Origin of the sequence: Halorhodospira sp. 9621 (assembly GCF_022228055.1) — a bacterium.
GTDB lineage: Bacteria > Pseudomonadota > Gammaproteobacteria > Nitrococcales > Halorhodospiraceae > Halorhodospira > Halorhodospira halophila_A.
On the sequence record NZ_JAJNRD010000008.1, the window covers coordinates 20,070 to 39,578 of the forward strand.

At 70.1% G+C, this 19,509-nt stretch carries 15 protein-coding genes; 12 read left to right on the forward strand and 3 right to left on the reverse strand.

The window, feature by feature from the left end:
* The 4 genes from LRF89_RS05775 to uvrD are packed head-to-tail and all read left to right on the forward strand — an operon-like array spanning window position 1 to window position 5,775.
* A complete protein-coding gene (locus tag LRF89_RS05775; RefSeq protein WP_201242127.1) occupies window positions 1-828 on the forward strand; it encodes a universal stress protein in 828 nt (275 codons plus the stop codon).
* 1 nt (window position 829) lies between these two features.
* On the forward strand, window positions 830-2,662 hold the full coding sequence (glmS, locus tag LRF89_RS05780) for a glutamine--fructose-6-phosphate transaminase (isomerizing) (RefSeq protein ID WP_201170260.1): 1,833 nt from the start codon (window positions 830-832) through the stop codon (window positions 2,660-2,662).
* A 13-nt stretch (window positions 2,663-2,675) separates the two neighbouring features.
* Window positions 2,676-3,602, forward strand: a complete 927-nt coding sequence (locus LRF89_RS05785; protein WP_201170264.1) for a LysR substrate-binding domain-containing protein — start codon at window positions 2,676-2,678, stop codon at window positions 3,600-3,602.
* A 1-nt stretch (window position 3,603) separates the two neighbouring features.
* Window positions 3,604-5,775, forward strand: a complete 2,172-nt coding sequence (uvrD, locus tag LRF89_RS05790; protein WP_238636716.1) for a DNA helicase II — start codon at window positions 3,604-3,606, stop codon at window positions 5,773-5,775.
* On the opposite strand, the gene LRF89_RS05795 is transcribed toward uvrD, so the two are convergent.
* Window positions 5,765-6,130 carry a DUF2782 domain-containing protein gene (locus LRF89_RS05795; protein ID WP_238636717.1) on the reverse strand — a complete coding sequence of 122 codons (366 nt, stop codon included), beginning with the start codon at window positions 6,128-6,130 and terminating at the stop codon, window positions 5,765-5,767. The two genes, uvrD and LRF89_RS05795, sit on opposite strands and share 11 nt — an antisense overlap.
* A gap of 13 nt (window positions 6,131-6,143) precedes the next feature.
* Window positions 6,144-6,869 carry a TIGR00730 family Rossman fold protein gene (locus tag LRF89_RS05800; protein ID WP_201170269.1) on the reverse strand — a complete coding sequence of 242 codons (726 nt, stop codon included), beginning with the start codon at window positions 6,867-6,869 and terminating at the stop codon, window positions 6,144-6,146.
* 90 nt (window positions 6,870-6,959) lie between these two features.
* Between LRF89_RS05800 and polA the strand changes: the two genes are divergently transcribed.
* The 8 genes from polA to LRF89_RS05840 all read left to right on the forward strand — a co-directional run bounded on the left by polA (window position 6,960) and on the right by LRF89_RS05840 (window position 18,590).
* Complete coding sequence (polA, locus tag LRF89_RS05805) at window positions 6,960-9,674, forward strand: DNA polymerase I (RefSeq protein WP_238636718.1); 2,715 nt, start codon at window positions 6,960-6,962, stop codon at window positions 9,672-9,674.
* Between the two features lie 150 nt (window positions 9,675-9,824).
* A complete protein-coding gene (locus tag LRF89_RS05810; protein ID WP_238636719.1) occupies window positions 9,825-11,237 on the forward strand; it encodes a cytochrome ubiquinol oxidase subunit I in 1,413 nt (470 codons plus the stop codon).
* Window positions 11,238-11,246: 9 nt separating this feature from the next.
* Window positions 11,247-12,248, forward strand: a complete 1,002-nt coding sequence (locus LRF89_RS05815) for a cytochrome d ubiquinol oxidase subunit II (protein ID WP_238635049.1) — start codon at window positions 11,247-11,249, stop codon at window positions 12,246-12,248.
* 3 nt (window positions 12,249-12,251) lie between these two features.
* On the forward strand, window positions 12,252-13,997 hold the full coding sequence (gene cydD / locus LRF89_RS05820; RefSeq protein WP_238635048.1) for a thiol reductant ABC exporter subunit CydD: 1,746 nt from the start codon (window positions 12,252-12,254) through the stop codon (window positions 13,995-13,997).
* The gene (gene cydC / locus LRF89_RS05825; RefSeq protein ID WP_201170277.1) at window positions 13,990-15,657 is read left to right on the forward strand and encodes a thiol reductant ABC exporter subunit CydC; all 1,668 of its coding nucleotides are present in this window, start codon (window positions 13,990-13,992) and stop codon (window positions 15,655-15,657) included. The genes cydD and cydC overlap by 8 nt, the downstream gene beginning before the upstream one ends.
* Window positions 15,658-15,735: 78 nt before the next feature.
* Entirely contained in the window at window positions 15,736-17,490 is a 1,755-nt protein-coding gene (gene argS, locus LRF89_RS05830) for an arginine--tRNA ligase (protein WP_238635047.1), read from the forward strand.
* Between the two features lie 9 nt (window positions 17,491-17,499).
* Window positions 17,500-18,141: an SPOR domain-containing protein gene (locus tag LRF89_RS05835; protein WP_201242119.1), complete on the forward strand. Its 642-nt coding sequence runs from the start codon at window positions 17,500-17,502 to the stop codon at window positions 18,139-18,141.
* Between the two features lie 101 nt (window positions 18,142-18,242).
* Window positions 18,243-18,590 carry a hypothetical protein gene (locus LRF89_RS05840; RefSeq protein WP_201170283.1) on the forward strand — a complete coding sequence of 116 codons (348 nt, stop codon included), beginning with the start codon at window positions 18,243-18,245 and terminating at the stop codon, window positions 18,588-18,590.
* Between the two features lie 47 nt (window positions 18,591-18,637).
* Here the strand turns inward: LRF89_RS05840 and LRF89_RS05845 are convergent, their stop codons facing one another.
* Window positions 18,638-19,507, reverse strand: coding sequence for an NAD(P)-dependent oxidoreductase (locus LRF89_RS05845; RefSeq protein ID WP_201170285.1), 870 nt, complete (start codon window positions 19,505-19,507; stop codon window positions 18,638-18,640).
* Between the last annotated feature and the right edge of the window lie 2 nt (window positions 19,508-19,509).

The window sequence follows — 19,509 nt, forward strand, 5'->3', positions numbered from 1 at the left end:
ATGTTCGACCACACAGTCGTTGCGGTGCACTTCGAGTCCCCCTACCAGCCCCTGCTCGATGCCATCGGTGAGCTGCACAAGTTCGGGGCGAAGCAGTTTACGCTGGTCGATGTCCTGCGCATCGATGACCCGGACGATCTCAGCGAGAGCCATCGCGCCGAGGCCCGTCGGCGTCTGGCCCAGAAGCAGTCAGACCTCCAGGCGGCCGGCTACCAGGTCGACATCCAGCAGCCGATCGGCTTCCCCGCGCCGGAGCTCGCCAAGATCGGCCGCGGCTACGGCGCGCAGCTGATCCTGCTCGGCTCGCGCGGCGAGGGGCTGCTGCGCGAGTTCTATCACGGCTCCACGGTCCTCGAACTCGCCCGGCAGACCGCGCTGCCGGTGCTCATGGAGCGCATCGCCCCGGACCCGAATACCTTCGGCCACGGCGAGACGTTCCAGCGGCCCATGCTGGCCACCGACTTCTCCAAAAAGGCTGCCGCGGCCCAGGCCCTGGCCCTGGATATCGGCGAGCACACCGGTGCGCTCACCGTGCTGCACGTCACCGACGAGGACACCCGGACCGAGGGCCAGGAGCGCCTGCAGCACTTTGCCGAGCAGGCCGAGGCGCGGGGCATCGAGGTCACGACCCGGCTGGAGACCGGGACCCCGTCGCGGGTGATCCGCAACGTCGCCGAGAAGGAGCGCAGCAGCATGGTCGTGGTGGGCAAGCGCGGTGACGGCCCCGGGCGTGACCTCGCCCTGGGCAGCACGGCGCAGCAGGTCTGCCGCAATTGCCCCTGTTCGGTGCTGCTCGTGCCCAACGAGCAGGGCATCTGGATTCGCTGATATGTGCGGAATCGTCGGTGCCTGCGCGCAGCGAGACGTGGCCCCGGTCCTGCTGGAAGGCCTGAGGCGTCTGGAGTACCGGGGGTACGACTCCGCCGGAATGGCTGTTATCGATCCCGACGGCCGTCTGTCGCGGACCCGGGTCGCCGGGCGGGTCGATGACCTGGCCAGCGCACTCGAGCCCCGGCTGCCGGCCGGCGGCACCGGCATCGCCCACACGCGCTGGGCCACCCACGGTGTCCCCAACGACATCAACGCCCACCCGCACACCGCCGCCGGCGAGGTGGCCCTGGTCCACAACGGCATCATCGAGAATCACGAGCGGCTGCGCGAACAGCTGCTCGCCGCTGGTTACGAGTTTCAGTCGGAGACCGATACCGAGGTCGCGGTCACCCTTTTCGCCGATCGCCACACCCGCGGCGGCGTCGATCTGCTCGAGGCGGTACGGGGCGGGCTGCCGGAGCTCGAGGGCGCCTACGCCTTCGCTGTGGTCTCCGCCCGCGAGCCGGGACGGATGATCGCCTGCCGGCGCGGTAGCCCCCTGGTGATTGGTGTGGGTATCGGCGAGCACTTCGTCGCCTCGGACGTGGCGGCGCTGCTGCCGGTAACCCGTCAGTTCATCTTCCTCGAGGACGGCGATCTCGCCGACCTCTCGCGGGACGGTGTCACCATCTACGACGCCGAGGGGCGACCGGTCGAGCGACCGGTGCGCACCTCCGAGCTCAGTGCCGAGTCGGTGGAGCGGGGCGGCTACCGTCACTTCATGCTCAAGGAGATCCACGAGCAGCCGGCGGCGGTGGCCGAGACCCTGGAAGGCCGCCACGCGGACGGCCGCGTCCTCGAGGCGGCGTTCGGCCCCGGCGCCGAACAGCTCCTCGACCAGGCCGAGCGTCTGCAGATCGTCGCCTGCGGCACCTCGTACCACGCCGGGCTGATCGCCCGGTTCTGGGCCGAGACCTACGCTGGACTGCCCTGCGATGTCGAGGTGGCCAGCGAATTCCGATATCGGGCCCACGCCGTCCCGCCGGGCACGTTGGTGGTGGTGATCTCTCAGTCCGGCGAGACCGCCGACGTACTCGCCGCGCTGCGCGAGTCGCGCCGGCTGGGTTACGGCGGGGTGATGGCCATCTGCAACGTCCCCGAGAGCTCGCTGGTGCGCGAGGCCGACCTGACCCTGCTGACCCGGGCCGGGCCCGAGATCGGCGTCGCCTCGACCAAGGCCTTCACCACCCAGCTGACCGCCCTGTTGCTGCTGGTCGGCGCCTTTGCCCGCCGCCGCGGCCGCCCGCAGGCCGAGCAGGAGCTGGTCCGGGCCGCGGTGCAGCTGCCCGGCGCCCTGGAGCGCGCCGTGGCCATCGAGCCCCAGGTGGCCGAGCTGGCCGAGCAGTTCGTCGACCGTGCCCACGCCCTCTTCCTGGGCCGTGGCGCCCACTACCCGGTGGCGCTGGAGGGCTCGCTCAAGCTCAAGGAGATCTCCTATATCCACGCCGAGGCGTACCCCGCCGGCGAACTCAAGCACGGCCCCCTGGCCCTGGTCGACGACGGCATGCCCGTGGTGGCGGTCGCCCCTCGGGACGATCTGCTCGACAAACTGCACTCGAACCTCCAGGAGGTTCGCGCCCGTGGCGGGCGTCTGTTCGTCTTCGCCGACGACGCCGCCGCCCTGCGCTCCGCGCGTGGTTTCCACGTCCTCCCAGTGCCTGCCGGCCCAGAGGCCATCTCGCCGGTGATCCACACTGTCCCGCTGCAGTTGCTCGCCTACCACGTGGCGGTCCTGCGGGGCACCGACGTGGACAAGCCGCGCAACCTGGCCAAGTCGGTCACCGTCGAATGACAGGACCCGTTGTATGAACCTGCGCGACCTCCGCTATCTGGTCGCCGTGGCCGAGCACCGGCATTTTGGGCGAGCGGCGCGTGCCTGCTACGTCAGCCAGCCGACGCTCTCCACGCAGCTCAAGAAGCTCGAGGAGTACCTGGAAGTCCAGCTGGTCGAGCGCAATCGCCGGCGGGTGCTGCTCACGCCGCTGGGTGAGCGGCTGGCGGAGCGGGCCCGCGGGATCCTCAGCGCCGTCGACGACATGGTCGAGGTGGCCCGTGCCCAGGCCGAGCCGATGACCGGTGATGTCCGCCTGGGGGTGATCCCCACCGTCGGACCGTACCTGCTGCCCCACGTCATCCCGGATCTGGCGCAGACCTTTCCCCGCCTGCGCCTGCACCTGCGCGAGGACCTGACGCAGCGGCTGCTCGATCAGCTGCGTGCCGGCAGCCTCGACGGTGCCATCCTTGCATCGCCGATCGGCGGTGACGACCTGGTCTCGGCGCCACTGTGTCACGAGCCGTTCTACCTGGCCGTTCCCCGTGGCCACGCGCTGGACCATCCGGAACCGGTCCACACCAGCGATCTGCAGCAGACCGAGCTGATGCTCCTGGAGGAGGGGCACTGTCTGCGCGAACAGGCCCTGGAGCTGTGCCGGCGCAACGACGTCGGCGAGGCGGCGGCTTTCCGTGCCACCAGCCTCGAGACCCTGCGCCAGATGGTGGCCGCCGGGGTCGGGGTCACCCTGCTGCCGGCCCTGGCGGCAGGCGCCTCCCGTCACGGGCCGGACCGCGGCGCCATCAGCCTCCGGCCATTCGCTGAGCCTGTACCCAGCCGCGACCTGGCTCTCTACTGGCGGGCCGGGACCGCCCGAGAACCCACTTTCCGGGAGCTGGTCGAACGCATGTGCACCGCCCCTGTCCTTCAGGATCCTACCGAGACCCTGCCTGCTGCCTGATATGCCGATCGATGGCCTGACCACAGACCTCAATGACGCCCAGCGCGAGGCCGTCTGCCTGCCCCCGGGACGAGCCCTGGTGCTCGCCGGCGCCGGCAGCGGCAAGACACGCGTGCTCACCCGGCGCGCCGCCTACCTCGTGCAGGCCGAGGGCGCCTCGCCGTTCTCGATCCTGGCGGTCACGTTCACCAACAAGGCCGCCGGCGAGATGCGCGGCCGCATCGGCGAGCTGCTGGGTATCGCCACCGCCGGCATGTGGGTGGGCACCTTTCACGGCATCGCTCACCGGCTGCTGCGCCAGCACACCCAGCGTGCGGGGTTGCCCGAGGGCTTCCAGATCCTCGACGCCGACGATCAGCTACGGGTGGTCAAACGGGTCCTGCGCGCCCGCGGCACCGACGACTCCCGTTTTCCGCCCCGCCAGGTGCGGGGCTTTATCAGCGGCCGCAAGGAGGAGGGCGAGCGTCCCGCCGACGTGACCGAGTCCGCCGGCGACTATCAGCAAGAGCTGCTGGCGATCTATCACGACTACGAGCAAGCGTGCCGGCGGGGCGGGTTGGTGGACTTCTCCGAGCTGCTACTGCGCGCCTACGAACTGTTGCGCGACGACCCCGAACTGCTCGGTCACTACCAACGTCGTTTCGAGCATATCCTCGTCGATGAGTTCCAGGACACCAACGCCCTGCAATACCGGTGGCTGAAGCTGCTCGCCGGCGCCCGGGCCGAGCTGTTCGTCGTCGGCGATGACGACCAGTCCATCTACGGCTGGCGGGGCGCGCGGGTGGAAAACATCGAGCACTTCCGGCGCGAGATGGGGGATGTTCGGGTCGTGCGTCTGGAGCAGAACTACCGCTCCACCGGCACCATTCTGGACGCGGCCAACCGCCTGATCGAGCACAATGCCGGCCGGCTCGGCAAGCAGTTGTGGACCGACGGGGGCAGCGGCGAGCCTATCACCCTGTACGCCGCCTTCAACGAGATCGACGAGGCGCGTTGGGTGGTGGACCGGATCCGCCAGCTTATCGAAGAGGGCGGTCACGGCCACGCCGACTTCGCCATCCTCTACCGCTCCAACGCCCAGTCCCGCGCCCTGGAGCACGAGCTGCACGCCGCTCGTCTGCCGTTTCGCGTCTACGGTGGGTTGCGCTTTTTCGAGCGCGCTGAGGTCAAGGACGCCCTGGCCTATCTGCGTCTGGTGGCCAATCGCCACGATGACGCCAGCTTCGAGCGTGTGGTGAACACCCCACCCCGGGGCATCGGTGCCAAGACCGTCGACGCTGTCCGCTATGCCGCCCGGGAGGGCGATGTCTCGATGTGGCGCGCCGCCCGCGAGCTGGCGGGCGGGCGGGCCCTGGCGGCCCGGGCGCGCAACGCCCTGTCCGAGTTCCTGGCGTTCATCGATACCCTGGATCAGGAACTCGCCCACCGGCCGGTGCACGAGCAGGTGGAGCAGGCCATCACTCGCGCCGAGCTGCGCCGCTACCACGAACGCGACGAGGCCCGCCTGGAGAACCTCGACGAGCTGGTGACCGCGGCGCGCACCTTCGCCCAGCGCGATGACCAAGAGGAGGACCAGGACCCGCTGGCGGCCTTCCTGAGTCACGCCGCCCTGGAGGCGGGCGAGGGGCAGGCCGACGACTGGGAGCACTCCGTGCAGCTGATGACCCTGCACTCGGCCAAGGGGCTGGAGTTCCCCGTGGTCTTCCTGGTGGGCCTGGAGGAAGGGCTGTTCCCGCACCGCATGTCCGTCGAGGAGCCCGGCCGGCTTGAGGAGGAGCGCCGGCTGTGCTACGTGGGCATGACCCGGGCCCGCCAGCGGTTGATCCTGACCCACGCCGAGAAGCGTCGCCTGCACGGGGTTGACCAGTTGGCCCGGCCGTCGCGCTTTCTCACCGAGCTGCCCGGAGAGGGTCTGGAGGAGGTGCGCCCGCGCATGTCGGTGCGCCGGGGGCCGCCGTCGGCCACCGCCCCAAGCGGACCCTCGCTCCCGGGGGACGAACCGCCGGCGGGGTTGAGCTTGGGCAGCCGGGTGCGTCACCCGCGCTTTGGCGACGGCATCCTGCTCCAGTGCGAGGGCAGTGGCCCGAATGCCCGCCTGCAGGTCCGTTTCGACGAGGCCGGCACCAAGTGGTTGATCGCCGACCGGGCCGGCCTGGAGCCGGCTACCAGCTAAACAGCCGCCACAGCGGCGTGCGCGGTGGCTCGAGCGGGTCGTGCTCACCGCCGCTGCCGTCAAGTACGCCGTCTCCGGTGGTGTCGTAGAGCAGGTAAGGTGGGCCGACCGCCGGTTGGATGCGTACCGCGTAAATCTGCCCCGCGATGCCGTACTCCTCGATGACCGCCCAGTCGCGCTCGACGATGGTCACCGTCGGCTCGAGATCCGGTTCGTCGCGGATCAGCCCCTCGGGTGGGGGAGGCGGGGTCACCGTGATCCGTTCATCGGCCTCGAAGCCGCCGGCGGTGGTGGCCACCAGCATCCCCGCCAGGACCAGCCCCCCGGCACCCCGCGCACCCCGACTGCTGCTCATGGCCACCCTTCCTCTAGAGATCGAGCAGAATCTCCCGCTCCTCGCGGGAGGGCTGGAAGCCGCGGTCTTCGTAGTGGTCGAAGATGGCCGTGACCACCTCCTCCGGTGTATCCACGACCTTGAACAGGTGCATGTCCTCGGCGTCGATGGCCTCCTCGGCCACCAGCCGCTCCTGGAACCACTCCACCAGCTTCTCCCAGAAGGGGCTGTGCACCAGGATGATGGGGATGCGCGGTGTCTTCCCGGTCTGCACCAGGGTGAGGATCTCGGCCAGCTCGTCCAGCGTCCCGAACCCGCCGGGCAACACCACGTAGGCCGAGGCGTACTTGACGAACATCACCTTGCGCGAGAAGAAGTGCCGGAAGTGCAGGGCGATGTCTTGGTACGCATTGGCCTCCTGCTCTTTCGGTAGCTGGATGTTGAGCCCCACACTGGGCGACTTCCCGGCCTGGGCGCCCTTATTGGCCGCCTCCATGATGCCGCCGCCGCCGCCGCTGACCACCGAGAAGCCGGCGTCGGAGACCTCGCGGGCAACACGCTCGGCCAACTGGTAGTAGGGGTGGTCCGGGGCGACGCGGGCCGAGCCGAAGATGCTCACCGAGGGCTTGATCGACGAAAGGCGTTCGAAGCCCTCCACGAACTCGGCCATGATCTGGAAAATCTTCCAGGATTCACGGGTCAGCGTGGCGCCGTTGAGCGGGATGCGCTCCTGGTGCGCGAAGGGGTTCTTGGGGTCCATAAGGCTCCGTGGCTGGGCTGTTGATCGTCTCCGGGACTGCAACCTTTATCATAGCCGCGTAGCCCGCCAACAGTCACAGAGAGCGATTGCATGACACAACCGGACGACCGCCTGGTCCTGGTGGACGGTTCCTCCTACCTCTACCGTGCCTTCCACGCCCTGCCGGCGCTGAGCAACGCCGACGGTGAGCCCACCGGAGCGCTCTACGGCGTGGTCAACATGCTTCACAAGCTGCTCGCCGACGAGCCCCAGGCGCGCTTCGCGGTGGTCTTCGATGCCCCGGGCCGGACCTTCCGCGACGAGCTTTTCGAGCAGTACAAGGCCCACCGGCCGCCCATGCCCGACGAGCTGCGCGCCCAGCGCGAGCCGCTCAAGCAGATCATCGCCGCGCTCGGCGTGCCCGTGCTTGAGGTGGACGGGGTTGAGGCCGACGATGTCATCGGTACGCTGGCGGTGCGTGCCCCGGGGCCGGTGATCATCTCGACCACCGACAAGGACATGGCGCAGCTGGTGGACGAGCGTGTCTCCCTGCTCAACACCATGAGCGGCACCCGGCTGGATCCGGCGGGCGTGCGCGAGAAGTTCGGCGTGCCGCCGGAGGCGATCCGCGACTACCTCGCCCTGGTGGGCGATACCTCCGACAACATCCCCGGTGTCCCCAAGGTCGGACCGAAGACCGCGGCCAAGTGGCTCAATGCCTACGGCAGTCTGGAGGCGCTGCGCGAGCGCGCCGACGAGATCCGCGGCAAGGTCGGCGAGAGCCTGCGCGCCCATCTCGACGAACTGCCGCTCTCGGTGGACCTGGCCACCATCCGTTGCGACCTGGAGCTCGATGTCGCCCCCGAGGACCTTGTCCGTCGGACGCCGGATCGGGAAGCCCTCGCGGCGCTCTACCGGCGCTACGGCATGCGCCGCTTCCTCGCCGAAATCCAGGCCGGCGATGCTGCTGCCGCGGCCGATGGCACGGGCGCCAGCCTCCCTCCGGAGGCCCCGGAAACGGACTATCAGATCGTCCTCGACGACGACGGGTTCGACACCTGGGTCGAGCGCCTGCGCGCCGCCCCGGCGTTCTCCGTCGACCTGGAGACGGACAGCCTGAACTACATGGACGCGGCCATCGTCGGTGTCTCGGTGGCCGTCGAGCCGGGGCAGGCCGCCTACCTGCCGGTTGCCCATTGCGGCCCCGGTGCCCCCGAGCAGCTGGACCGCGACCGGGTGCTTGAGGTGCTGCGGCCCCTGCTTGAGGCCGAGCAGCCCGAGAAGATCGGTCAGAACCTCAAGTACGACATGAGCGTCCTGGCCCGCTACGGCATCGAGCTGCGCGGCGTGGCCTATGACAGCATGCTCGAATCCTACGTCCTGGATTCCACTGCCACCCGTCACGACATGGACTCGCTGGCCAGCAAGTACCTGGGTGTTGAAGTCACCAGCTACGAGGAGCTCTGCGGCAAGGGGGCCCGGCAGGTGCCGTTTGCCGAGATCGACGTCGAGCGTGCCGGCCACTACGCCGCCGAGGACGCCGACATCGCCCTGCGCCTGCACCGGCTGCTCCATCCCCGCCTGCAGGCGGAGCCGGGCCTGCTGCGGGTCTTCAATGAGCTGGAGATGCCCCTGCTGCCCGTGCTCTCGCGCATGGAGCGCCACGGGGTGCGCGTTGACCGCGGGCTGCTCGAGCGCCAAAGCGAGGAGCTGGCCGCGCGCATGGCGGAAGTGGAGCAGCACGCCCACGAAGAGGCCGGCGAGGCGTTCAACCTCGGCTCGCCCAAGCAGATCCAGGAGATCTTCTTCGAGCGCATGGGATTACCGGTAATCCAGCGGACCCCCAAGGGCCAGCCCTCCACCGCCGAGTCGGTGCTCGAGGAGCTCAGCGCCCGAGGCCACGAACTGCCGCGCCTGATCCTGGAGCACCGTGGGCTGTCCAAGCTCAAGTCCACCTACACCGACAAGCTCCCGCAGCTGATCCACCCGCAGACCGGCCGGGTGCACACCTCTTACCACCAGGCCGTGGCCGCCACCGGGCGGCTCTCCTCCTCGGACCCCAATCTGCAGAACATCCCCGTGCGCACGCCCGAGGGGCGGCGCATCCGCAAGGCCTTTGTGGCCAGCCCGGGGCACCGGCTGATCACCGCCGACTACTCCCAGGTGGAGTTGCGCATCATGGCCCACCTCTCCGCCGATACCGGGCTGCGGGGGGCCTTCGAGCAGGGCGAGGACATCCACCGGGCCACCGCTGCCGAGGTCTTCGCCACCGCCGAGGCCAGCGACGAGCAGCGCCGCGCCGCCAAGGCGATCAACTTCGGGCTGATCTACGGCATGTCCGCTTGGGGGCTGGGCCGTCAGCTGGGCATCCCCCGCGATGAGGCGCAGACCTACATCGACCGCTATTTCGAGCGTTACCCGGGGGTGCGCACCTTCATGGACCGCGCCCGTGAGCAGGCGCGCGAGCAGGGCTTCGTCGAGACCGTCTTCGGTCGCCGCCTGCACGTGCCCGAGATTCACAGCCGCAACCGCCAGCGCCGCGAGTACGCCGAGCGCACCGCTATCAACGCCCCCATGCAGGGCACCGCGGCGGATGTCATCAAGCGGGCCATGATCGATGTCGATGCCCTGCTCGCCGAACGCTTCCCCGAGGCCCGGCTGGTCATGCAGGTGCACGACGAGCTGGTGCTGGAGGTGCCGGCCGGGCAGGAGACGACCATCGGCGACGAGGTGCGCCGGCTGATGACGGCGGCCGATGGCGGCATGCTGTCCGTGCCCTTGGAAGTCGAGGTCGGTGTTGGCGATGATTGGGAGCAGGCGCATTGAGGGCCGACCGGCGCCGCTGCATCGGCCCAAGGACGGGTGGTTATTTAGAAATCTTTTAGTTAAGGTTCCGTTGATTCAAGCGCCCAATCGGCGCTGCCGGCACCGCGCGGCGGTGTCGGATACAGCTGTCAGGCAGGAGGTGCCGCAACGATGGAAGCCCTCGACCCGCTGCTCTTATCGCGGATGCAATTCGCCTTCGTGGTTTCGTTCCACGCCTTGTTCCCGGTGTTCACCATCGGCCTCGCGGCCTACATCGCCGTCCTCGAGGCCCTGTGGTATCGCACCGACAGCCCGGTCTACCGACGGCTGTCCGAGTTCTGGATCAAGATCTTCGCCGTGGTCTTCGGCATGGGCGTGGTCTCCGGCGTGGTCATGTCCTTCCAGTTCGGCACCAACTGGAGTGAGTTCTCCTTCGCCACCGCCAACTTCCTCGGGCCGATCCTCTCCTACGAGGTGCTCACCGCCTTCTTCCTCGAGGCCGTCTTCCTCGGCATCCTGCTCTTCGGCCGCGATCGGGTCCCGCGCGGGACGCACCTGTTTGCCGCTTGCATGGTGGCCATCGGCACGTTCATCTCCTCGTTCTGGATCCTCTCGGCCAACTCCTGGATGCAGACCCCGCAGGGCTTCGAGTTCCGGGATGGCATCGTCCACGTCACCTCGTGGGGCGAGGCGATCTTCAATCCCTCGCTGTGGCCGCGCTTCGGCCACGTGGCGCTCGCCTCGCTGCTGACCGGCGGCTTCGTGGTCGCCGGCGTCAGCGCCTATTTCCTGCTGCGCAACCGCGCCGTGGAGATGAACCGCAAGGCGTTGAGCATGACCCTGTGGCTGCTGCTGCTGGTCGCACCGGCGCAGATCTTCATGGGCGACATCCACGGGCTGAACTCCTTTGAGCACCAGCCGACCAAGGTCGCCGCCATGGAGGGGGCCTGGGAGACCCGCGAGGGGGCGCCGCTCTATCTCTTCGCCATCCCCGACTCCACCGCCGAGACCAACCACCTGGCGGTGGGGATCCCCAACCTGGCGAGCCTCATCCTCACTCACCAGTGGGATGGCGAGGTGCCCGGGCTCAAGGAGGTCAGCGCCGAGGAGCGCCCGCCGGTGGGGATCGTCTTCTGGTCGTTCCGCATCATGGTAGGCATCGGTGTGTTGATGCTGCTGGTCGCCCTGTGGGGCGCCTGGCTGCGCATGCGCGGGCGCCTGTTCGAGACCCGGGCGTTTCTCAACACCCTGCAGCTGATGATCCCGCTGCCCTTCGTGGCGGTGCTCACCGGCTGGTTCGTCACTGAGATCGGCCGGCAGCCGTGGCTGATCTACGGCCAGATGACCCTGGCCGAGGGCGTGACCCCGTCGCTGACCGGGTGGATGGCACTGGCCACGCTGATCGGCTACGTGCTGGTCTACGCGGTCATCTTCACCGCCGGGCTCTATTACGTGACGCGCATCGTGCGCACCGGTCCGGAAGGGGTGGGCTCCGTGGAGGAGCCGGCGCACGCCAAGCGGCCCTTCTCGGCAGCCGACGTGCCGTTCGACGACGACCCGGATTTCTCCACCAGCTCGCGGTGAGGTAGCACTATGGATCTGATCGACATCACCATCATCTGGATGGGGATCATCGGCCTCGGGGTGTTCATGTACATCCTGCTCGACGGCTTCGATCTGGGGGTGGGCATCCTCTACCCGTTCACCCCCAGCGAGCAGGTGCGGGATGACCTGATGAACACGGTGGCCCCGGTCTGGGACGGCAACGAGACCTGGCTGATCCTCGGCGGGGCCGGGTTGCTGGCCGCCTTCCCGGCGGTCTACGCCATCTATCTGCCGGCGCTCTACCTGGGTGTGTTCCTGATGCTCGCCGGCCTGATCTTCCGCGGCGTGGCCTTCGAGTTCCGCTTCAAGTCCTCGCGCACGCGCTGGTTCTGGAACGCTGCCTTCGCCGGTGGCTCGATCCTCGCCGCGGCGGCCCAGGGTTTCGTGGTCGGCACCTACATCCAGGGCTTCGAGGTGGAGGGCTTCACCTACGTCGGCGGGCCGTTCGACTGGTTCACGCCGTTCACGGTCTTCACTGCCGTCTCGCTGGTGATCGGCTACGCGCTGCTCGGTGCCGCGTGGGGGGTGCTCAAGACCGAGGGCGCCACCCAGCAGTGGCTCTACCGGGTCACGCCCTGGCTGATCGTACTGCTCGCGATCTGCCTGCTCGGCATCTCGATCTGGACGCCGCTGACCTCGGAGCGGATCCTGGAGCGCTGGCAGGAGGCGTGGACCGTCCTCTGGCCGCTGCCCCTGCTCGGTCTCCTGGCCCTGACGGCGTGCTGGTACGGGATTCGTCGTCGGCTTGAGATGCTGCCCTTCGTGGCCGGCCTGGGCCTGTTCGTCACCGTCTACCTGGGCCTGATCGCCAGCCAATGGCCGTACATGGTCCCGCCGGAGATCACCTTCCGCGATGCGGCCTCGGCCCCCGAGGCGCAGCTTTTCCTGCTGCTGGGGATCCTCTTCCTGCTGCCGATCATCGTCGGCTACACGGTTTGGACCTACTGGATCTTCCGCGGCAAGGTGCGGGCCGGCGGAGGCTATCACTGAGCCGTGACCGCACCGGCCGCTGACGGGGCAATCGACACCCGCCGGGCGGGCGCCTGGCTGCTGGAGCAGGCCCGCCAAGCCCGGGGCGCCATGGCCGCCACCGTCGGTGCCGGTCTGGCCGATGCGCTGCTGGTCGTGGCCCAGGCGGTGCTTATCGCCTGGGTCATCGACCGGGTGGTGATCCACGGCGCGCCCCTGGCCGAGCTTTGGGGGGCGCTGGGACTGCTCGCAGCGGTCTTCCTGGCCCGGGCCGGGGCCACCTGGGCGCGGGCCGCCGCCGGCGCCAGGGCGGCGTGGATCATCACCGCGGCGGTTCGCCGGCGCCTCTACCGCCACCTGGCCGCCCTCGGTCCGGCGCGCCTGCAGGGCCACCAGAGCGGGGCCGTGGCCAGCGCCCTGGTCGAACAGGTCGAGGCGCTGGAGGGCTACTACGCCCACTACCTGCCGCAGATGGTTCTGGCAGTGGCGGTCCCGGTGGTCCTGATCGCCATCGTCGCCGGCGTGGATCCGCTCGCCGGCCTGCTGCTGCTCATCGCCGCGCCGCTGGTCCCGCTGTTCATGGCCCTGGTGGGGATGGGGGCTGCGCGGCTTTCCCGGCGCCAGCAGCAGAGCCTGGCGCGTATCAGCGCTCACTTCCTCGACCGTCTTCGCGGCCTGGCCACGCTGCGCATCTTCCGCGCCACCGACGCCGCCGCCGAGGCGGTGGAGGCCGCCGCAGATGAGTACCGGCGGCGCAGCATGTCGGTCCTGCGCGTGGCCTTTCTCTCCTCGGCGGCGCTGGAGCTGATCGCGGCGATCTCCATCGCCCTGGTGGCCATCTACGTCGGTTTCTCCCTGCTCGGCTACCTGCACTTCGGCCCGGGCCCGGAGCTGGGGCTGTTCGCCGGGCTGTTCATCCTGCTCCTCGCCCCCGAGGTTTTCTTCCCGCTGCGCCGGCTGGCCCAGCACTACCACGACCGGGCCGCCGCCGTGGGGGCGGGGGCGGAGATCCTGCAGCTGCTCGATGAGCCGCTGCCGGCCACAGCGGCGAGCGCGGCCGGGCCGGCGACGGCGCCGGCGCGCCGCGATCCGGAAACCGGCCTGCCGGTCCCGCAGCCGCTGCCGGTCGCCTTCCAGCGGGTCACGGTGACCTTCCCGGGCGGGGAGGCCGCGGCCCTCGACCGGCTCGATTTGACCGTCTCCGCGGGCGAGCGAGTGGTCATCTCCGGACCCAGCGGGGCCGGCAAGTCGACCCTGCTGAACCTGGCCGCCGGTTTCCTCCAGCCCGATAGCGGCGTGGTGACCGTCGGTGAGACGGTTCCCGCGGCCGGGGCGGTGGCCTGGGTGGGCCAGCGGCCCTGGTTGTTCCACGGCAGTGTGCGCGAGAACCTGCAGCTGGCCGATCCGGAAGCGGACGACCGGCGGCTGTGGGCCGCGCTGCGTCACGCCGACCTCGAAGGCGTCATTGCCGCCCTCCCGGAGGGGCTCGACACGCCGCTGGGCGAGGACGCCTACGGGCTCTCCGGGGGCCAGGCCAGCCGGTTGGCCCTGGCCCGGGCGCTGCTCTCCGGGGCACCGTTGCTACTCCTCGACGAACCCACCGCCGGGCTCGACCCGGACAGCCGCGAGCGGGTGCTGGCGGCGGTCGCCCGCCTGGCCGATGGCCGGCGTACGGTGCTGATGGTGGCCCACGACCGCGATACCCACGACTGGGGCGACCGACACCTGGTCATCGAGGCTGGTCGCTGCGTGGAGGATCGCCGTGCGTGAACTCAAGCCCTTCCTGCGCGACCTGCGCCGGGAGCGCGGGCGGCTGGTCCTCGGGACGCTGCTGCTGATCGTAAGCCTCGCGGCTAGCATCGGCCTGATGGGCCTGTCCGGTTGGTTCATCACCGCCACCGCCGTGGCCGGCCTGACCGGCGCCTACCTGGACATCTACCGGCCGAGTGCCGGTATCCGCTTCTTTGCCCTGGCCCGCTCCATCTCCCGCTACTTCGAGCGCCTGGTCCACCACGACGCGGTGCTGCGCACCCTGGCGCGCCTGCGCGGCTGGCTGTTCCGCACCCTGGCGCCGCTACCCCTGGCCCGGGTCGGGCGCCTGCGCCGCAGCGACCTGCTCAACCGCATGACCGCGGACGTCGAGGCCCTGGACAACCTCTACCTGCGCATTGTCGGCCCGAGCCTGGCCGCAGTGGTCACCCTCGCCGCCACGGTTACCGTGCTGGTGCTCCTGGCCGGTCCGGCCGGGTTAGCGGTGGGCGCGGTACTGCTCGCCGGCGGTCTCGTCCTGCCGTTGTGGGCCTGGCGGCGCGGCTCGCCCCACGGTGAGGCGGTGGATCGGCACCTGCCGGCCCTGCGCGGGGCCGGGGTCGACGCGGTCCAGGGCCTGGCCGAGCTGCGCGCCTGCGGTGCGGTGGCACGCCACGAGCAGCGACTGATGGCCGCCGCCGATGGCCTGGCCGCCGCCCGGTCCCGGGCGGCGCGTCTGACCGGTGCCGGCGAGGGCGCGGTGGGGCTGCTGGCCCACGGCGCGCTCCTTGCCGCGCTGGTCGCCGGCATCCCTCTCTATCACGCCGGGACCATCAGTGGTCCGCTGCTGGCGCTGGTGGCGCTGGCCGCGCTCGCGGCTGGAGAAGCGCTCACCACGCTGCCCGGAGCGTGGCAGCACCTGGGGCGGACGCGGGCTGCGGCACGGCGCCTGCTCGAGCACGCCGATGCCGCCCCCGACACGGCGGCGCCGCCGCCAGAGGGTCCGCCGCGCCAGGCCCTGGGGCTGGCGCTGGAGGGGGTTACGTTCCGCCACGAAGCGCACCTGCCGCCGGTCCTGCGGGACTGCTCGCTGGCGCTGGCACCCGGAGAGACCGTGGTGATCCACGGCCCGTCCGGTTGCGGCAAGTCGACGCTGCTCGATCTGGCGGCGGGCCTGACCCGTCCCGAGAGCGGCACGGTCACCCTCGGCGGGGTCCCGGTTGCGCAGCTGCCTGAGGCGGAGCGTTTCGCCCGCATCACCTACCTGACCCAACGCACCGAGCTGTTCGCCGACAGCGTTGCGGGCAACCTGCGCATCGCCGATCCGCACGCCGACGAGGCGCGCATGTGGCGGGCGCTGCACACCGCGGGCCTCGAGGAACGGGTGCGCGCCGCGCCGCGGGGGCTGGACGAGTGGATTGGCGAGGGCGGCGGGCGGCTCTCCGGCGGCGAGGCGCGGCGGCTGGCTCTGGCCCGTTTGGTGCTGGTAGACGCCCCGGTGGTCCTGCTCGACGAACCCTTCCGCGGCCTCGACGATGCCACCGCGACCCAGGTCGCCCGGCGTCTGGCCCCGTGGCTGGCCGAGCGGACGGCGCTGATTATCAGCCACGACCCGGAGAGCGTGCCGGCCCACGACCGGCGCGTGCCATTTCTCGAACTGGTCACACCCGGCGGTGAATAATCCGCTCCGTCGGCTTGGCATTCTGCCCGGCGCGGCGGGATAATACCGGGCTTTTCCTGACCCGAGCGGAGACCCTCCATGAAGCGACACGTGGCCAGTCTCCTGGCGCAGGCCCTGGAGGCCATGCGCGAGGCCGGCGAGCTGCCGGCGGACCTCGAGCTGCCCGAGGTGCAGGTGGAGCGCGCCCGCGACCGCGCCCACGGTGATTATGCCGCCAACACCGCCATGGTGCTGGCCAAGGCCGCGCGGCAGAAGCCGCGGGATCTGGCCGAGACCATCCGCAGCCGCCTGCCGGCCTCTCCGTCGATCGCCGGCGTGGAGGTTGCCGGCCCCGGCTTCCTGAATTTCACGCTCACGGCCGCAGCGCGCCAGGAGAGCGTCCGCGAGGTCCTGCGCCAGGGGGCCGGGTACGGCCGCACCGACGTGGGGGCGGGGCACCGGGTGCACATCGAGTTCGTCTCGGCCAACCCAACCGGCCCGCTGCACGTCGGCCACGGGCGCGGTGCCGCCTTCGGCGACGCCCTGGCCAGCGTCCTCGAGGCTGCTGGCTACGACGTCCACCGCGAGTACTACGTTAACGACGCCGGCCGACAGATGGACATCCTGGCCGCCTCGCTGTGGCTGCGCTACCTGGAGGCCGCCGGCGAGCCCGTACCCTTCCCGGCCAAGGGCTACCAGGGGGCGTACATCGTCGCCCACGCCGGCGAGCTGCTCGAGACCGACGGTCGCGCGCACGTTCGCGGCGCCGACGAGCTGACCGCCGGGTTGCCGGCGGAGGCCGATGACCCGGAGGGCTACCTGGACGCCCTGGTCGCCCGGGCCCGCGAGCTGCTCGGCGAGACGGCGTATCGGCGGGTTCTCGACTTCGCCCTGGAGGCCATCCTCGGGGATATCCGTGCCGATCTGGACGCCTTCGGGGTGCACTACCACCGCTACTTCTCCGAGCGCGAGCTGGTCGAGCAGGGCCGCATCGAGCAGGCCCTGGAGCGGCTCGACGCCGCCGGCTACACCTACCTCGCCGACGGCGCCCTGTGGTTCCAGGCCTCGGCGTTTGGCGACGACAAGGACCGGGTCCTGCGCCGGGACAACGGCCTGACCACCTACTTCGCCGCCGATGTCGCCTACCACCTGGATAAGATCGAGCGCGGTTTCGATACCCTGGTCAACGTCTGGGGGGCCGATCACCACGGCTACGTGCCCCGCGTCCAGGCCGCCCTGAAGGCCCTGGGGGTGGATGCCGAGCGCCTCGACGTGCGCCTGGTGCAGTTCGCCATCCTCTATCGCGGCGGCGAGAAGCTGCCCATGTCCACCCGCTCGGGGGAGTTCGTCACCCTGCGCGAGCTGCGTGATGAGGTGGGCAAGGATGCGGCGCGCTTCTTCTACGTCATGCGCCGCTCGGAGCAGCACATGGACTTCGACCTGGATCTGGCCAAGTCGGAGTCGGCGGACAACCCGGTCTACTACTGCCAGTACGCCCATGCACGCATCTGCAGCGTCTTCCGCCAGCTTGAGGAGCGCGGTCTGGCCTGCCGCGTCGCGCCCGAGCAGGCCGATCTGGAGCGGCTTGAAGTCGAACACGAAGCCATCCTCCTCGATCTCCTCGGGCGCTACCCGGAGGTGATCGAGTCGGCGGCCCTCTCCCGCGAGCCGCACCAAGTGGCGCAGTACCTGCGGGAGCTCGCCGCCGCCTTCCACACCTACTACAACGCGGTGCCGTTCATCATCGACGACGAAGCGCTGCGCGATGCACGCCTGACCCTGGTGAAGGCCACTCGGCAGATCCTGGCCAACGGACTGGGGCTGCTTGGCGTCGACGCCCCGCAGAGCATGTAGCGACGGATTATGGCCCAGCGGAGTACGAAGTCCCGGAGCCCCTCGCGCAGCAAGTCGCGCGCCTCCGCCCGCAGCCGCGGCGGTGGGGCCCAGGCGCGGCGGACCGAGCGGCGCGCCGTGCCCGGCTTCGTTTGGCTGCTGCTCGGGGGAGTGCTTGGGGCGGTCGCGCTGCTGTTCGTGCAGTACCAGCAGGGTCGGGAGGACGCCGCCCCGGTGGACCCGGCTGCCGAGGTCGAGCCCGAGCCGGAGGAGGCGCCCACGGCGGACGAGGACGAGCGCAGCTACGACTTCTACGAGCTGCTGATGCAGGACGAGGTCACCGTCCCCGAGGAGGACCTGGGCCGGGCCGACGAACGTCGCACCGAAGATGAAGAGGAGGAGGCGATCTCCCGGGCCGCGACCTTCGAGGAGGGGCGCAGCTACCTCCTGCAGGCCGGCTCCTTCCGGCGCCACGACGACGCCGAGAGCATGCGTGCCACCCTGGCCCTGGTGGGCCTGCCGGCGCAGATCCACACCGTTGAGCTGGATGAAGGCGAGGAGTGGCATCGGGTCCGGGTCGGCCCGTTCGACGACAGCGACCGGCTTGAAGAGGCGCGCACGCGCATGGAGGACAACGACATCCAGCCGCTGATGCTGCGGCAGGATGGTTAGTTTTCAGGGTTCAGAGTCCAGATTTCAGGGTTGAGCGGTCTGATGCCGGGGCTCTCGGCGGCGGGTCGGGCGCCCCGTTCTTTTTCCGGAGGAGGGATTTCATGATTGTGTTGCGCAGCATCCTGTTGCTCGCCACCGTTGCGTGCCTGGGCTTTCTCGGCTACACGCTCTACACCGCCGATGTGCTCGCCGACCCGGCCGCGGTGGTCACGGAGCTGGAGGCCCTGATCCTCAGCCCCTGGGTGCAGGTGGTGCTGGCCGCCTACTACCTGGGCGTGCTGTGCTTCCTCGCGGCCATCGTGGTCATCGAGAAGCGGGCGGTTCCGCGCATCGCCTGGGCCGTGGTTGGCCTCCTGCTGACCTATCCGGCGCTGGTCTTCTGGCTGCTGCTGCGCGGCCTGCCGGAGATGGGCGAGCGCAGCAGCCGTCGCCTGCGCACGCTCGGCTGAACGCCGGGGTTGTGGCCCCCGGGGGTAAGCCGCCCGGGGGCCGGCGCTCAGTCGGTGCCCAGGTCGCCCCTGCGCAGCCGATAGAGCGCCGAGATGTCCTCGTCCCCGTGCCCCTGCTCGATCAGGCGGTCGTAGTCGGCCAGGGTCCGCTCGATCAGATCCAGCTCGATGCCCTGGGCGGCCAGCACGTCGCGGACGATGCCCAGATCCTTGCGGTGCAGGGCCAGCCGGAAACCCGGCGGGAAACGGTCCTCGACCATGTTCGGCCCGCGCTGCAGCAGCTGCCAGTTGCTGGCCGCCCCGGCGCCGAGCACCTCGATCACCTGCTGCAGATCGAGCCCCTGTCCCTTGCCGTAGGCCAGGGCCGAGGCCACCCCCTGCATGATGCCGGCGACCATGATCTGATTCACCGCCTTGGTCGCCTGCCCGGCCCCGACCGGTCCCATGGCGTGGGCGGCGCTGCAGATCGGCTCGAGCACCGGGTGGATGCGCTCGAGCACCGCCGTGTCGCCGCCGACCATCATCACCATGGTTCCCTGGCGGGCGCCCTCCGGCCCGCCGGAGACCGGGGCGTCGAGGAACGCCGCACCGCTCGGAGCGATGCGCTCGGCGGCGAGTCGTGCCGTATCCGGTGCCACGGTGGAGGTGTCGACCACTACCTTGCCCGGTTCCAGGGCGTCCACCAAAGCGTCCAGGACCTCCAGCAGGTCGGCGTCGGCGTCGACGCTGATAAAGGTCACGTCCGCCGCGGTGGCCACCGTGGCCGGCTCGTCGGCCAGGGCCACGCCGTGCTCGCCGGCGAAGGCCTCGGCCTTCTCGCGGGTACGGTTCCACACCGCCGCCAGCTGTCCGCTTCGGGCCAGATTGGCCGCCAAGCCGCTGCCCATCGCGCCCAGACCGATGACCCCTGCCTTCATGC